Annotated in this window: 14 protein-coding genes; 9 read left to right on the top strand and 5 right to left on the bottom strand. The window is 64.8% G+C overall.

The genetic code is table 11. The annotated features are described in order from the left end of the window. The first annotated feature begins 2 nt into the window (after positions 1 to 2). Entirely contained in the window at positions 3 to 416 is a 414-nt protein-coding gene (locus tag ACE10W_RS10960) for a hypothetical protein (RefSeq protein WP_304551496.1), read from the top strand. A gap of 44 nt (positions 417 to 460) precedes the next feature. On the opposite strand, the gene ACE10W_RS10965 is transcribed toward ACE10W_RS10960, so the two are convergent. Both ACE10W_RS10965 and ACE10W_RS10970 read right to left on the bottom strand, forming a co-directional pair. Continuing rightward, positions 461 to 1,390 (bottom strand): hypothetical protein, encoded by a 930-nt coding sequence (locus ACE10W_RS10965; RefSeq protein WP_304551497.1) that lies wholly within the window; start codon positions 1,388 to 1,390, stop codon positions 461 to 463. A 225-nt stretch (positions 1,391 to 1,615) separates the two neighbouring features. Then, the gene (locus ACE10W_RS10970) at positions 1,616 to 2,299 is read right to left on the bottom strand and encodes a GntR family transcriptional regulator (RefSeq protein ID WP_028174804.1); all 684 of its coding nucleotides are present in this window, start codon (positions 2,297 to 2,299) and stop codon (positions 1,616 to 1,618) included. Positions 2,300 to 2,474: 175 nt separating this feature from the next. Between ACE10W_RS10970 and ACE10W_RS10975 the strand changes: the two genes are divergently transcribed. The 4 genes from ACE10W_RS10975 to ACE10W_RS10990 all read left to right on the top strand — a co-directional run bounded on the left by ACE10W_RS10975 (position 2,475) and on the right by ACE10W_RS10990 (position 7,375). Further along, complete coding sequence (locus tag ACE10W_RS10975) at positions 2,475 to 4,193, top strand: IlvD/Edd family dehydratase (protein WP_304551499.1); 1,719 nt, start codon at positions 2,475 to 2,477, stop codon at positions 4,191 to 4,193. A 61-nt stretch (positions 4,194 to 4,254) separates the two neighbouring features. Continuing rightward, entirely contained in the window at positions 4,255 to 5,250 is a 996-nt protein-coding gene (locus tag ACE10W_RS10980) for a TRAP transporter substrate-binding protein (RefSeq protein WP_304551500.1), read from the top strand. Positions 5,251 to 5,459: 209 nt separating this feature from the next. Then, complete coding sequence (locus ACE10W_RS10985; protein WP_028174806.1) at positions 5,460 to 6,038, top strand: TRAP transporter small permease; 579 nt, start codon at positions 5,460 to 5,462, stop codon at positions 6,036 to 6,038. Further along, on the top strand, positions 6,035 to 7,375 hold the full coding sequence (locus tag ACE10W_RS10990) for a TRAP transporter large permease (protein ID WP_304551503.1): 1,341 nt from the start codon (positions 6,035 to 6,037) through the stop codon (positions 7,373 to 7,375). Before ACE10W_RS10985 ends, ACE10W_RS10990 begins: the two co-directional genes overlap by 4 nt. Before the next feature lie 2 nt (positions 7,376 to 7,377). Here the strand turns inward: ACE10W_RS10990 and ACE10W_RS10995 are convergent, their stop codons facing one another. After that, positions 7,378 to 8,172, bottom strand: coding sequence for an enoyl-CoA hydratase/isomerase family protein (locus ACE10W_RS10995; protein ID WP_304551505.1), 795 nt, complete (start codon positions 8,170 to 8,172; stop codon positions 7,378 to 7,380). A 228-nt stretch (positions 8,173 to 8,400) separates the two neighbouring features. Here ACE10W_RS10995 and ACE10W_RS11000 point away from each other — a divergent pair, with 228 nt between their 5' ends. Then, positions 8,401 to 9,621, top strand: coding sequence for an NAD(P)/FAD-dependent oxidoreductase (locus tag ACE10W_RS11000; protein WP_028174809.1), 1,221 nt, complete (start codon positions 8,401 to 8,403; stop codon positions 9,619 to 9,621). Positions 9,622 to 9,672: 51 nt separating this feature from the next. Here the strand turns inward: ACE10W_RS11000 and rbsK are convergent, their stop codons facing one another. Together rbsK and ACE10W_RS11010 are read right to left on the bottom strand one after the other, a co-directional pair. Next, a complete protein-coding gene (gene rbsK / locus ACE10W_RS11005; protein ID WP_304551506.1) occupies positions 9,673 to 10,581 on the bottom strand; it encodes a ribokinase in 909 nt (302 codons plus the stop codon). 17 nt (positions 10,582 to 10,598) lie between these two features. Then, a complete protein-coding gene (locus ACE10W_RS11010) occupies positions 10,599 to 11,492 on the bottom strand; it encodes a sugar kinase (RefSeq protein WP_011085617.1) in 894 nt (297 codons plus the stop codon). Between the two features lie 224 nt (positions 11,493 to 11,716). Between ACE10W_RS11010 and ACE10W_RS11015 the strand changes: the two genes are divergently transcribed. From ACE10W_RS11015 to ACE10W_RS11025, 3 genes are all read left to right on the top strand, one after another. Next, positions 11,717 to 12,565 carry a VOC family protein gene (locus ACE10W_RS11015; RefSeq protein ID WP_028174812.1) on the top strand — a complete coding sequence of 283 codons (849 nt, stop codon included), beginning with the start codon at positions 11,717 to 11,719 and terminating at the stop codon, positions 12,563 to 12,565. A gap of 110 nt (positions 12,566 to 12,675) precedes the next feature. Continuing rightward, the gene (locus ACE10W_RS11020) at positions 12,676 to 13,383 is read left to right on the top strand and encodes a TetR/AcrR family transcriptional regulator (RefSeq protein WP_369525318.1); all 708 of its coding nucleotides are present in this window, start codon (positions 12,676 to 12,678) and stop codon (positions 13,381 to 13,383) included. 305 nt (positions 13,384 to 13,688) lie between these two features. Next, a complete protein-coding gene (locus tag ACE10W_RS11025) occupies positions 13,689 to 14,498 on the top strand; it encodes an ABC transporter permease (protein WP_304551510.1) in 810 nt (269 codons plus the stop codon). The last annotated feature ends 48 nt before the right edge of the window (positions 14,499 to 14,546 follow it).

Raw genomic sequence — 14,546 nt, forward strand, 5'->3', positions numbered from 1 at the left:
GCATGAAAATCAAACTGCCAGCCGTCGCGTTGCTCGCACTAATCGTGTCAGGGCCGGCGCAGGCCGCGACGCTCAGCGAGGCCGAAGCAACGTTCCTCGACCAGCTCGTCACCGCATCCGCGGTGCTGGAGCAGCGATGCACCGGCTATGAGGTCGATGGTGCCGGCAGCGTTCAACTCGGCGCCCGACTGCTCGGCGGCCCCGATGCCGCGATGGCGATGATCGACGCCTATGCTGCGGCCATCAAGGCCCATGACGGCGAGAGCTACGATCCCGGAAAATTCCGCCCAGAGGTGGCCGAGTCCGCCGGAAGGACGTTCAGGCGGGTCCGGACGGACTTGATCAGGAATCCGAAACGGGCCTGCGCCGGTCATGGCGAGACCAGCGTGGCGCGCGGCCTGTTGAGACGGTACTGAATGGTCATTGCGCGCCCGGCGACGAGCGAAGCGCGTCACCGAAATCAGCCGCTGGCGATGTCGCGGCTTATCTTTTGCAACCGCGCGAAAGCTGCCCACGCTTTTGGATATTCGGCGTGTCTTGAATCGATCGAGAGCAGCGCGCGGCATGCCTCGTTGATGTCCTCCGGTGATGGGCGCATCGAAATGTCGGCCGACGACTCCGCCTGCTTCCAGCGGTCCTCGACGTCTTTCGCCAGGGCCAGTGCTTCGGACGGGGTTCGTTTCCGGGTTGATCTCGCCAATGCGTGATCCGGAGGAAATGTGGGCCACGCGGCAGGAGGTCGATCGGCTTGCCACTCACTCTCCTTGGCGACCCCACGGTTCGCGGTCGGGCTTGGTGGCTGTCCATTTGCAGCATCAGGCGGAACGGTCCGGGCGGCCAGCTCGCGGACCTGCTGCTCCATTGTGCCGCCAGATGACGATCCGCCCGCCGACGGTGCAGGCGTCGTGAGGCCGGGTGCAACCGACATGCGCACGTCGGGGGCGACTTTCTGAACGGTTCTGACGACCGACGACACGCCGGGTGACAGAGCCGGCCGCTGCTGCACGACCTTGTCCTCTTCGGTGGGGCAAGGTCGGTATCCCGAATGCTGATGCGTGATCCGTCCGTCGTCATCGATGCGGGCAAAATCAATGGCCACGGTATAGACGAAAGCGGTTCCGATGGACTGGCCGGACTTGTCCCTTGCCTCGACACCGCCGCAAACATACCTCGCCGCGCCGGCGTCAATTGAACGCAATGCGCTGAATTTGGCCGAGTCCGGATCGATCAGCGCTTTTCGGACTGCTGCGCGCGCTTTCATATGTTCCGAGGAGAACGTGCTGATCAAGACGTCCGGGTTGATGAAAGCGGGTTGGTAGTACCACACATACTCCCCGGCAAAAAATGCTGCGCCAAAGGCCGTTGCGATCAGGAGACCAGGTACATTCATGCGATTGCTCCGGGCAATGGAACCCGGCGTGGTTGTTATTTGTTCAAGAAACCATTTGGGATAGAGTCCTCTAACAACCCGTTAATTGGTTGAGCGATTGAGCAGCTTCTACCAGAAGATTATCAACTGGTTGGATGAGTTCCGCCGGGTTCCATTGCCCCGGCGAGTGGTTCATCCTTCTCCGCATCGGCTGTTGCTGCGCCGGCGGGCCGACAGGCGCACGCGCTAGCGCTCGGTTTCGCCAGAAATCCGCGCCAGATAATCCGACTTGCTGAACTGCATGTGATCGACGCAGAGCTGCGCCAATGCCCAGCTGTCGCGGCCCTTCAAGAGCTCGATCATCAGCTCGTGCTGGCGCCGCGATTGCGCGAGCCCGTCGCGGTCGGCGAGGTTCTTGGCGCGCATCGGCAGCGTCAGGTTCATGTAGTCCTGGAGCGAGCGCACCAGATAGGGATTGCCGCAGGCGGAGAACAGCGCGAGGTGGAAGGCGTCGTTGGCTTCATGGATGCCGCGCAGGTCCTGCACGTCGGCCTTGGCGCAATATTGCCGTTGCAGCGTGGTCAATTCGTCGATCAGGCCTTGCGGCGCGGGCAGGGGGATCATCAGCGCGGCCTGCCGGGTCAGCATCTCCCGGACCTCATAGATCTGCCGAACCTCTTCTGCCGAATAGAACCGCACGGTGGCGCCGACATTCTTCTCGCGGCGGACGATGCCGCGCCGCTCGGCATCCACCAGCGCCTGACGCACGAAGTGGCGCGAGGTGCCGTAAGCCGACATCAGCGCGTCCTCGGTCAGGCGCGCGCCGGGCGCAAGGCGGCCGAAGATGATGTCCTCCTCCAGCCGCGCGACCACGTCGTCCGGATCGTCGCGCCGGACCGTCATGGCGTCTGCGGTGTGAATGTCGGACATCCTCTCAGCCTTCAGCACCGGGCCGGTCCGTCCTGTGGAGCAGGGAAGGGGAGGATTGTCAATAATTTGTGTCGCGGGCGGTGCCGGGAGCCGGAAATTGCCACCATAGGCGCCGGCGTTATTGACAATCAGGGGGTAGCCTGTACGACAATGGCAAGGTGAATGGAGTGGCATGATGACGAGTGGCTTGCGCAAGGGTCTGACGAGCTATGGCGATGCCGGCTTCTCGCTGTTCCTGCGCAAGGCGTTCATCAAGGCCATGGGCTATTCCGACGACGCGCTGGAGCGCCCGATCGTCGGCATCACCAACACCTACAGCGACTACAATCCCTGCCACGGCAACGTCCCCCAGATCATCGAGGCCGCCAAGCGCGGCGTGATGCTGTCGGGCGCGATGCCGTTCGTGTTCCCGACCATCTCGATCGCCGAGAGCTTTGCGCATCCGACCTCGATGTATCTGCGCAATTTGATGGCGATGGATACCGAGGAGATGATCCGGGCACAGCCGATGGATTCGGTGATCGTGATCGGCGGCTGCGACAAGACGCTGCCTGCCCAAGTCATGGCCGCGATCAGCGCCGATCTGCCGACCGTTGTCATCCCGGTGGGGCCGATGGTGGTCGGCCACCACAAGGGCGAGGTGCTCGGTGCCTGCACCGATTGCCGCCGTCTCTGGGGCAAATATCGCGCCGGTGAAATGGACGATGCCGAGATAGAGGCGGTCAACGGCCGCCTCGCGCCGTCGGTCGGCACCTGCATGGTGATGGGCACGGCCTCGACCATGGCCTGCATGATCGAAGCGATGGGCCTGTCGCTGCCGATGAGCGCGACGATCCCCGCGCCGCATGCCGAACGCTTCCGCCTCGCTGAGGCGAGCGGCAGGGTTGCGGCCGAGATGGCCAAGACCAAGGGCCCGAAGCCGAGCGAGCTCTTGACGCCGGCATCCTTCAAGAACGCGCAGGTCGTGCTCCAGGCGATCGGCGGCTCGACCAACGGCCTGATCCATCTGACGGCGATGGCGCATCGCTCGCCGCACCGGCTCGATCTCGAAGTGTTCGACCGGATCGGCCGCGAGGTGCCGGTGCTGGTCGATCTCAAGCCGTCGGGCGAGCACTACATGGAGCATTTTCATCACGCCGGCGGCGTGCCGAAGCTGCTGGCGCAGCTCGGCGATCTCGTCGATCTCGATGCGAAGACCATCACCGGCCAGACGCTGGGTGATATCGCGGCGAATGCGGAAGACGTGCCCGGCCAGGACGCGATCCGTCCGCGCAATAATCCGATCAAGAAGGAAGGCGGCCTTGCCGTCCTGCACGGCAATCTCGCCCCGCGCGGTGCCGTGATCAAGCAATCGGCTGCGAGCCCCAAGCTTTTGCAGCACACGGGGCGCGCGGTGGTGTTCGAATCCGTCGAGGAAATGACCTTGCGGGTCGACGATCCCGATCTCGACGTGACTGCCGACGACGTGCTGGTGCTGCGCAATGCCGGCCCGAAGGGTGCGCCGGGCATGCCGGAGGCGGGCTATCTGCCGATCCCGAAGAAGCTCGCGCGCGGCGGCACCAAGGACATGGTGCGCATTTCCGACGCGCGGATGAGCGGCACGGCGTTCGGCACCATCGTGCTGCACATCACGCCCGAGTCCGCCGTCGGCGGGCCGCTGGCGCTGGTGAAGAACGGCGACATGATCCGGCTCGATGTTGCCAGGCGCAGCATCGAGCTGCTGGTCGACGCCGCCGAGCTGGAGCGCCGGCGCGCCACGCTCAAGCCGGCGGCGGCGCCCGAGGAGGCGCGGCGCGGCTACGCCTGGCTGTTCAATGAGACCATCATGCAGGCCGACGAGGGTTGCGATTTCGATTTCATGCAGAGGACTGGGAAGCAGACCGAGAAGGGGTGACCAACCACCCGAACGAACGCCCAGACCGCTGAAGCGGCGGGCGATAAAACAGGGGGAAACGATGATTGCACGATCCATGCGTGGGTTGGCGGTTCTGTCCGCCATGCTGTTCGTCACGGCGGCCGGGGCGCAGGAGGTGAAGCATTATCGCTTCGCCTACGACCAGCCGCGCAACACCGGCTATTCGATCGCGGGCGACCTCTTTGCCGACAAGCTCAAGGAATTGAGCAAGGGCACCATGATCATCGACCAGTATCCCGGCGCGCAGCTCGGGCAGGAGCCGCAGGTGCTCCAGCTCGTCAAAGCCGGCGACGTCGAGTTCGCCATCATCTCCTCGGCCAACACCGCGACGATCTCGCCGCAGGCCGGCGTGATGTCGCTGCACTTCCTGTTCCGCGACGAGAACCACGTCGTCAAGGGCCTGGCCGATCCCCGCGTGTTCGAAGCGCTCAAGACCATGATCGACGAGACCACGCAGGGCCTGCACGTGATCGCGACCGGCTCGCAGGGCGTGCGCCATATGTACAGCAGGCGGGAAATCCACAATGTCGGCGACGTCAAGGGCCTGAAGGTCCGCGTCCAGGCGACCGCGACCGAAGACCTGATGTTCCCGGCCTATGGCGCCCAGACCGTGCACATGCCGTTCGGCAGCGTCTACACGAGCTTGCAAACCGGCGTGGTCGACGTCGCCGAGAACAGCATCAACGTCTACCTCGTCAACAAGCACTACGAGGTCGCGCCGGTCCTCAACATCACCGAGCACGAAGCCAACAACGCGCTGGTGTTCATCTCCGACAAGCTCTGGCAGAGTCTGTCGGCGGAGCAGAAGGGGTGGGTGCAGGCGGCGGCCAACGAGATCAGCACCAAGGAGCCGCAGAAGGCGTTCGATCTCGAGCGCACGGCGGCCGACAAGCTGAAGAAGATGGGCGTCAAGATCGTCGACAATGTCGACAAGAAGAGTTTTACGACGATCGCCGATCCCTATCTCGACAAGCTCGCCAAGGAGCTCGGCCCGCATGCCGAGAAGATCAAGAATTTGATCCGGTCGGTTAACTAACGTGATGCCGGAAGACGGTGCGCTCCCTCTCCCGCTCGCGGGAGAGGGTAGGGGAGAGGGTGTCTCCGCGGAGAGACTCCCAATGAGGAGGCAGCCCTCACCCGGCGCTCCGCGCCGACCTCTCCCGCAGGCGGGAGAGGTTCACCCAACCAGCAGTCGCCGATTCAACTGAAGCATTCTGCACTAGGCCCGGGACGACGGGGACGTAAATGGCCATCGCCGACAAACTGCTCGTTCAGCGTCAACGCCACCTGAAATGGCGCGGGCTCGACTGGCTCGAGCTTGCGCTGATGATCCTGTGCGGCGTGCTCTGCTTCGGCTTCTCGCTGTCGGTGACCGCCGACATCGTCACCCGCACCATCGGCCATCCCTGGCTGTGGCTTCAGGAGGTCACCTCGACGCTGTTCATCTACGCGATCTTCGTCGGCACGGCGGCCGCGACGCGGCGCAACGATCACCTCTATCTCACTGCGATATCCGAGGCGATGCACGGGACGCCACGGCTGATCGTCGAAGTCATCATCCGCCTGGTCGTGCTCGGCGTCGCCTTCTGCCTGATCTGGTACGGCTACCAGAACTATCTCCGCGGCTTCGGTAGTTTTCGCCTGCCGTCGGGCACGCCGATCGCTTCGCTCTACGCGATCATCCCGCTCTCGGGCGTGCTGATCGGCCTGTTCACCATCGAGCAGCTCGTCAACGGCCTGCGCAACGGCTTTGACCATCCCGAGCCGCCGGGCGAGGATGCCGCGCCCGGCCTTACAGAGGCGCAGATGAGGGCGCAGCCATGAGCGCGCCTGTCGTCCTGGCGTTGATGTCGATCTGCTTCCTGTCCTTCGGTTATCTCGGCGTGCCCGTGCCGTTCTCGCTGATGGCCGGCGTCTTCATCGGCGCGATCCTGTCCGACGTCTCGCTCGCCGCCATCATCCAGAAGATCTTCGACGGCGTCGATTCCGAGGCGCTGCTGGCGATCCCGTTCTTCCTGCTGGTCGGCGAGCTCATGAGCTCGGCCAATGTGGTCGTGCGGATCGCCAACCTGTCGGTGTCGTTGGTCGGGCACATCAGGGGCGGGCTGTCCCAGGTGGTCGTCGTCTTCAGCATGTTCTTCTCGGAGATGTCGGGCTCGACCACCGCCGACGTTGCGGTGATGAGCCGCGCGCTGGGCGGCCCGATGAAGCGCGAGGGTTATGAGCCCGCTTTCATCGCCGCGATCATCGCATCCGCCTCGACGATCGCCGCGCTGGTGCCGCCGAGTATCACGGCGGTGGTCTATGGCGCGGTCGGCAACGTCTCGATCGCCGGCCTGTTCATGGCTGGCGTGGTGCCGGGCCTGATGATCGGCATCGGCCTGATGATCTACTGCTACTTCTTCGGCCCCTCCGGCCTGCGCAAGCCGCGCGCGCCGCTGCGGCAGGTGGTGTTCGCGGCCGGCGATGCGGCCCTGCCGCTGATGATCCCGGTGATCCTGCTAGGGGGCATCCTGACCGGCTGGTTCACGCCCACCGAAGCCGGCGTCGTCGCGGTGGCCTGGATCGTCCTCGTGGTCATCCCCGCGCTCAACCGCGGCCACTTCAGGAAGATCCCCTATGATTTCTGCCTCGCCGGGCTGATCTTCTCACTGCCGCTGATCACCATCGGCGCCGCCAACGCCTTTGGCTGGATGCTCGCTTACCTGCGCGGCGCCAGTTACATCGCCGAATTGATCACTTCGATCGCGGGGCACGATCCGCACCTGATCATGCTGCTGATGGTGCTGCTGTTTACCGTGGTCGGCGACTTCATCGAGCCGGTGCCGACCATCATCATCTTCATGCCGCTGGTCAACACGCTGACCGAGGCGGGCGACATCAATGCCGTGCATATGGGGGTGGTGCTGATCGCCACGCTCGCCTTCGGCCTGATCACGCCGCCTTATGGTCTGGTGCTGCTGATGGCGTCGAAATTCGTCGGCATCAGCTTTGCCAAGGCCCTGCGCGCCGCATTGCCGATCTATGTGGTATTCCTGGCGACGATCGCATTCGCGATCTATTTCCCGAGCGTCGTGCTGTGGCTGCCGCGACAGGTGCTGCCGGAGTCGGTCGGCTGCTTCAAGTCGCCGGCGGGGACGGGCTATATCTGTCCGCAGTAGCGCTACTTGCCCTTGCTCGTGAATTTCTTCACGGCGAGCCGAAACTCCTCCGTGTTCATCGCCATGATGATCTTGTGCTCCTCGGCGTCGAGCTGCTGTTTCACCGGCGTGGTGACCGCCTGGTAGACCAGCGACTTGGTGCCGGCGATCGCGGCAGGCGGGTTCTGCGCCAGACGCTCGGCGAGCTGCCGCGTCGCCGCCTTCAGCTCGGTCGCGGGAACGATCTTCGCGACCAGGCCCCATTCATGGGCCTGCTGCGCGGTAAAATTGTCCTCCGACAGGAAGATCTGGAGCGCGCGGCGGGAGCCGACCGTGCCGACAATGCCCACTGTAGAGCCGCCGTCCGGCGACACCCCGATCTTGGCATAGGCCGGCGTGAATTTGGCGTCCTCCGCGGCGATGCAGAGATCGGTGACGAAGGCGAGGCCCATGCCGGCGCCGGCGGCCGAGCCGTGGACGCTGGACAGCGACAGCTTCGGCATGCGCCGGATCGTCTCGATGAAGGCGTGATAGTGCTTGAGCAGCTCGCCGACGACAGGCGTCACCGTGCCCGCTTCGGCCGCAGCTCCAATCGTCTGCAGATCGCCGCCGGCCGAGAAGGCGCGGCCTTCGCCCTCGATCACCAGAACCCGGATGGCGTCGTCGCCCTCGATATAGGAGGCGAGCTGCTCGAGCTTTTGCGCAATGGCCAGGTTGATCGAGTTGAACGCGGCGGGGCGGTTGAGCGTGATGGTCGCGATCGGGCCGTCGATCCGCAGCAAGGCGGGATCGTCGGGTTGGGAGATGGGAGCTGGCATCTTGGAAATCCCCGGCATGAGGTCGTTCGTGCAACTAAATCGCAGAAGGCGAGGGGAGACAATCCCCGCGCACCGCTCTTGCGCAAGCCGGAACGATAGGCTCAAATGGGGCCGCCTTCGTTGAGGGACGGACACGAGCGCCGGCTCCTCCTAGGCTAGCCAAGCCAATATCAGCATGAGAGGAGACGACATGGGTCACGCTCGTGTCTCCGGAAGTGGGCTGTTCCAATGACTGGCGGTCCGGTGATCATTGTCGGTGCCGGCCATGGCGGCTACCAGGTCGCGGCATCCCTGCGGCAGGCGGGTTTTTCCGATCGCGTCTGCCTGATCAACGACGAGGCGCATCTGCCCTATCAGCGGCCGCCTCTGTCCAAGGCGTACATCAAGGGTTCGGCCGGGCCGGAGAGCCTGATGTTCCGGCCGGAGAAATTCTATGCGGATCAGAAGATCGAGCTGATCGCGGGCCGCGCGGTCTCGATCGACCGCGCCGGGCGCAAGCTGCATCTCGCATCGGGCAAGATGCTTGATTACGGCCACCTCGTGCTGGCGACGGGTGCGCGCAACCGGCTGCTCGATCTGCCCAATGCCAATCTGCCCGACGTGAAATATCTGCGCATCCTCGACGACAGCGAGGCGCTGCGAAAGATCATGCCGTCGAGGACGCGGGTGGTGGTGATCGGCGCCGGCTTCATCGGCCTCGAATTCGCAGCGACGGCCCGGATCAAGGGGCTGGAGGTCGACGTGCTCGAGCTCGCCCCGCGCGTGATGGCGCGCGCGGTGACCCCGGAGGTCTCGGAGTATTTTCAGGCGCGGCATCGTGAGGCCGGCATCCGCATTCATCTCGGTGTGCAGGCAACCAGTATCGAGGCCGAGGACGGCAAGGTCACCGGCGTCTCCTTGAGCGACGGAAGGCATCTGCCCGCCGACCTCGTCGTGGTCGGCGTCGGCGTGCTGCCGAACATCGAGCTCGCGGCCGAGGCGGGGCTGCCGGTTGCTGCCGGCATCATCGTCGACGAATATCTCTCGACGGCCGATCCCAACATCTCGGCGATCGGCGACTGCGCGCTGTTCGCAAGCCCGCGCTTCGGCGGCTCGCTGCGGCTGGAATCGGTGCAGAACGCCACCGATCACGCCCGCTGCCTCGCGGCCCGGCTGACCGGCGACCGCAAGCCTTACGACAGCCATCCCTGGTTCTGGAGCGACCAGGGTGACGACAAGCTCCAGATCGCGGGCCTCACCACCGGCTACGATCGCGTCGTTCTGCGCGGCGATCCCGCCAAAAAGGCGTTTTCGGCGTTCTGCTACAGGGGCGACAAGTTGGTCGGCATCGAGTCCATCAACCGCGCCGGCGATCACATGTTCGGCCGCAGATTGCAGGGCATGGACCGCTCGATCACGCCGGAGCAGGCCGCGGACGAGAGCTTTGACCTGAAGAGCGCGCTGGCGTGAACTCTACTCCCTCTCCCCGCAGGCGGGGAGAGGCGGAGGAAGCGCCACGCTCTACAGAGCGGCCGCCACTTCCGCGGCCGTCGGCATCGACGGCCCCGCGCCCATGCGCTGCACGCTGATCGAGGCGGCGGCGTTGGCGAAGGCGAGCGCCGTGCGCAGGGGGACTTCGTCGGCGAGTTGCGCCGCGAGCGCGCCGACGAAGCAATCGCCGGCGCCGGTGGTGTCAACCGCCTTCACCACGCGGCCGGGCACCGCAAACTCCTGGTCGCCGGCGAGGGCGAGCACGCCGCGCTTGCCGAGCGTGACGCAGATGGTCTGGTCCTCGCGCGCCTGAAGCTGCCGCGCGACCTGGATGATCCGCGCGGCCTCGTCGTTGTCGGACAGCTCGGTGCCGGCGAGGAAGCCGAGCTCGGTCTCGTTCAGCACGAGGATGTCGACCAGCTCAAGCAGCTCGCGGCCAAATTTTTGTGCCGGCGCCGGGTTCAGCAGCGTGGTGGCCTCCGCCGCCCGCGCCCGCCGGAAGAAGGCGGCAATCGTGGGGAGCGGAATCTCGAACTGGCTGATGGCGACATCGCCTTTGACGAGCGGCACGACACTGACGTCGTCGGCGCCGACCAACGCATTGCTGCCAGGAATGACCACGATGGTGTTGTCGGCCGCCGCAACCGTGATGATGGCGGTGCCGGTGTGCGCCTCCGCCGTCTCCTGAACGTAGCCGAGATCGATGCCCTGACCGGCGAGGAACGCCCTCAGCTCGGCGCCGAATGAATCCTTGCCCAGGCGGCCGATCAGCGTGGTCCGGGCGCCGAGCCGCGAGGCCGCGACGGCCTGGTTGGCGCCCTTGCCGCCGGGGAAATACAGCACCTGCTTGCCGGCGACGGTCTCGCCGACTTTTGGATGGCGGTCGGCCGTCGCCACCACATCCATGTTGATGCTGCCGGCGACGTAGACGCGCCCCATTTGAACCTCTGCGAAGACTAGGCCTTGACCTCGAACTCGTGCCTGACCTTGGCGATGTCGACAAGGGTCGGCAAGCCGGCCTCGTTGCCGAGGCGCTGGATCTTGAAGGTGGAGGCGGCGCGGGCGAAGTCGAAATGCTCGCGCCAGCTTTTGCCGGGATGGGCGAGGTAGGAATAGACATAGGCGCCGTGGAAGACATCGCCGGCGCCGTTGGTGTCGATCACGCGCTCACGCGGGATCGGCATCGCCGGCATGATCTCGACCGCGCCTGTCTCGTTGTACCAGAGCAGACCCTTCTCACCCATGGTGACGCCGCCGATCTTGCAGCCGCGGCTCTTCAGGTAATCGAGCATCTTCTCCGGCGTCAGGTCCATCTGCTCGCAAAGGCGCTCGGCGACGATCGCGACGTCGATGAATTCCAGGAGCTCGTGCGTGTTGGTGCGCAGGCCGCCGCCGTCGAGCGAGGTCAGGATGCCGGCCTCGCGGCAGACTTTTGCATAGTGGATCGCCGCATCGGGCTGGTGGCCGTCGATGTGCAGCGCGCGGCAGCCGCCGAGATTGAGGATCGGGAACGGATGGATGTGCTCGTCGTCGCGGCAGCGGACGATGGCGCGCTTGCCGTCCTTGGGCATGATGAAGGACAGCGAGGACTGGTTCACCTTTCGCGCATGCAGCGAGATCGCGTATTTCGCGCACATGTCCTGGAACATGCGCCCCAGCCAGTCATTGGCCGCCGTGGCGATCAGGTCGGGCACGATGCCGAGCTTGGCGCAGCAGAACGCCGCCGTCACCGCATTGCCGCCGAAAGAGACCGCGTAGTCGGTCGCCACGTGCTTCTCGTCGCCGGTCGGCATGTGGTCCGTGAGGAAGACGACGTCGATATAGGTCTGTCCGATAAAAAGAGCCTGCATTGGTTGTCCGTGATGCGCTGGGTGGTCCCGGCCGGCTGCTTACCTTAGCACCGCTTCGGCGGGAGCCAAAAATATTCGCAGAGCCAAAATATTTGCAGAGTCATGGCGATAGGCGCTTGAGGTCGGTATGGGGCCGGAATACGACCGTGGCAGGGCCAGCGTTGCCCGGGCAGAGCCGACGCCCCCAGGACGTTCGGTTCCGGCCCCGTCGGGAGGGAGGGAACATGATCACCGGCCTCGATCACGTCGTCGCTTTGGTCAGGGATATCGGTGCAGCCAAGGCGGCCTATCAGACGCTGCTCGGCCGCGCGCCGGCGTGGCAGAACTCGGGTGAGGGGGCCGACCGGGTGCTGTTCACTCTCGAGAACATGACGATCGAATTGATGGCGCCGAGCGGTTTCAGCGTGACCGCCGACCGGATGCGCGCGCTGCTCGACGACCAAGAGGGCGTGCTCGCCAGCCTGTGCTTTCGTGTCGCAGACATGAGCAGGATGCACCGGCGGCTGGAGCGGGTGGCCCTGAAGCCGGATCCGGTTGCCGAGGTCGAAAGCAGCGATTCTGAATCCGATGCCGTCCTGCATTGGAAACGCACGCGCGCCGCCACCGAACTCACGCGCGGCGTGCGGATGTTCTTCCTCGAGCTTGCCGAGGAGCGCCCCAGATCGGTCGCGACCGACATCGCGCCGATCGACGCGCTCGACCACGTCGTGATCACCACCGAGGATTCCGAGCGCGCCGCCGCGCTCTATGGCGCGCGGCTCGGGCTTGATCTCGCGCTCGACCGTTCGCACCAGGATTGGGGCCAGCTGATGTTCTTCCGTTGCGGCGACCTCATCGTCGAGGTGGTGCGCCGTCCTGTGGCGGGCGGTGACCTCGCGCATGACCGTCTCTGGGGCCTGAGCTGGCGGGTCGCCGACATCGACGCCACGCGCGCCCGCCTGATCGCGAGCGGCCTCGACGTCACCGAGGTGCGCAACGGCCGCAAGCCGGGCACGCGGATCATGACGGTGAGGAACGGCACCTGCGGCATCCAGACGGTGCTCCTGGAGCGCTCGCCGAAGCCGGCGGATTGAGGGTGTCATTCCGGGGCGTCGCGCAGCGACGCCCCGGAATGACGAAACATTCTCAAACGCCCGCCCGCGTGTTACACGCGTACTTTGAGAGCCCCCAGCGAGCACCCGGTTTGGCAAAGGCAAAGAGAACTCTGAGATGGCAGCGCGATCCCGAGGGGATGCGGCTGCGCATCCTCGAGGCCGCCAAGCAGGAGTTTTCCGCCCATGGGCTTGCCGGGGCGCGCGTCGACCGCATCGCGGCCAAGGCCGGCGCCAACAAGCGCATGCTGTACTATCACGTCGGCAACAAGGACGAGCTCTATCTCGCGGTGCTCGAAGGCGCCTATGACAAGATCCGCAGCGAGGAGCGCGGGCTCGATCTCGAACATCTCGATCCGCCCGAGGCCATCCGCCGCCTGATCGAATTCACCTGGGGCTATTTCCTGCGCAACCCCGAGTTCCTCTCGCTGCTCCAGACCGAGAACCTCGCACGCGCCAAGCACCTGAAGCGCTCGACCAAGGTCAAGTCGATGCACTCGCCCTTCGTCGAGATGATCGGCACCGTGGTGCGGCGCGGCGTCGAGAGCGGCGACTTCCAGGTCGCGGTCGATCCGGTGCAGCTCTACATCTCGATCGCGGCCCTCAGCTTCTTCTATCTCTCGAACTCGGCGACGCTGAGCGTGATCTTCGGCCGCGATCTGCTGGCCAAGGACGCCAAGGATGAGCGCCTCGCGCACATGGCCGGCCTCGTGCTGGCCGCGCTGACGGGGCGGTCCACGGAGTTGCTGGAGATCGTCAAGGCGCCGAAGAAGCGTGCCGCGGTGGTGCAGACGGTTTAAGGCAAACTCTTTCCCCATCGTCGTCCTGGCGAAAGCCAGGACCCATGCCGCGTGATCTGTCGATTGTATGCGGCGCTAATCCGGAACGACCAGTCTTCGCCAAACTTCTCCCTGGGGTAATGGGTCCTGGCTTCCGCCAGGACGACATCGGGGATTTGGCGCGGCCTTCAATCCCCAAACGCCGTCAAACTTGCCCGGAACCCCCGGCGCAAAACGCCACAGGGAAAGGTCTGGACAGTATTTATCCAACGAGTTAATTTCTCCCAAGAACGAACGAGAACGAAGAAGAATGCCGGGAGTGAGACGTGGCTGAATTGAAGCCGCAGAGTGCGGTGTCCAAGATGCTGAATGCGGCCTGGGTTCGGCCGTTCTTGTTCCTGGTCTTCATCGTGATCGCCTGGGATCTGGCGATCCGGCTGTTCAGGATTCCCGCCTACCAGATCCCGTCGCCGGGCGATGTCATCGCGGTGCTGCGCACCGAATGGCCGGAACTGCTGCGCCAATCCTGGCCGACCACCTATGCGACGGTCTGCGGCTTCCTGCTGTCGGCGCTGTTCGGCATTCCCGTCGCCATGCTGATCGCGGGCTCGAAGACGGTAGAGAGCTACGTCTATCCGCTGCTGGTGTTCTCGCAGTCCGTGCCGAAGATCGCGATCGCGCCGCTGTTCGTGGTCTGGTTCGGCTTCGGCATCATTCCGAAGGTGATTTCGGCCTTTCTCCTCGGCTTCTTCCCGGTGGTGGTCTCGGCGGTGCAGGGCTTCAAATCGGTCGATCCTGACATGGTCGATCTCGCCCGCGCGATGCAGGGCAGCCGCTTCCAGGTGTTCCGTGCGGTGAACCTGCCGCATGCGCTGCCGGCGATCTTCTCAGGCCTCAAGGTCTCGGTGACGCTCGCCGTGGTCGGCGCCGTCGTCGGCGAGTTCGTCGGCTCCAATTCCGGCATCGGCTACGTCATGCAGCGCTCGATCGGCACGTTCGACCTGCCGACGATGTTCGCAGCGCTGGTGATCCTCGCGCTGCTCGGCGTGATCCTGTTCTGGATCGTGGACCGGATCGAGAAGCTGGTCATTCCCTGGCATGTCAGCCAGCGCGAGGACGTGATTTTCGCCTCTTGACTTAAGCAACGGCCACCAACGGCCGAAACATAACGACAAGGGAGAGTG

Source organism: Bradyrhizobium sp. B025 (assembly GCF_042257955.1).
Classification (GTDB): Bacteria; Pseudomonadota; Alphaproteobacteria; order Rhizobiales; family Xanthobacteraceae; genus Bradyrhizobium; species Bradyrhizobium diazoefficiens.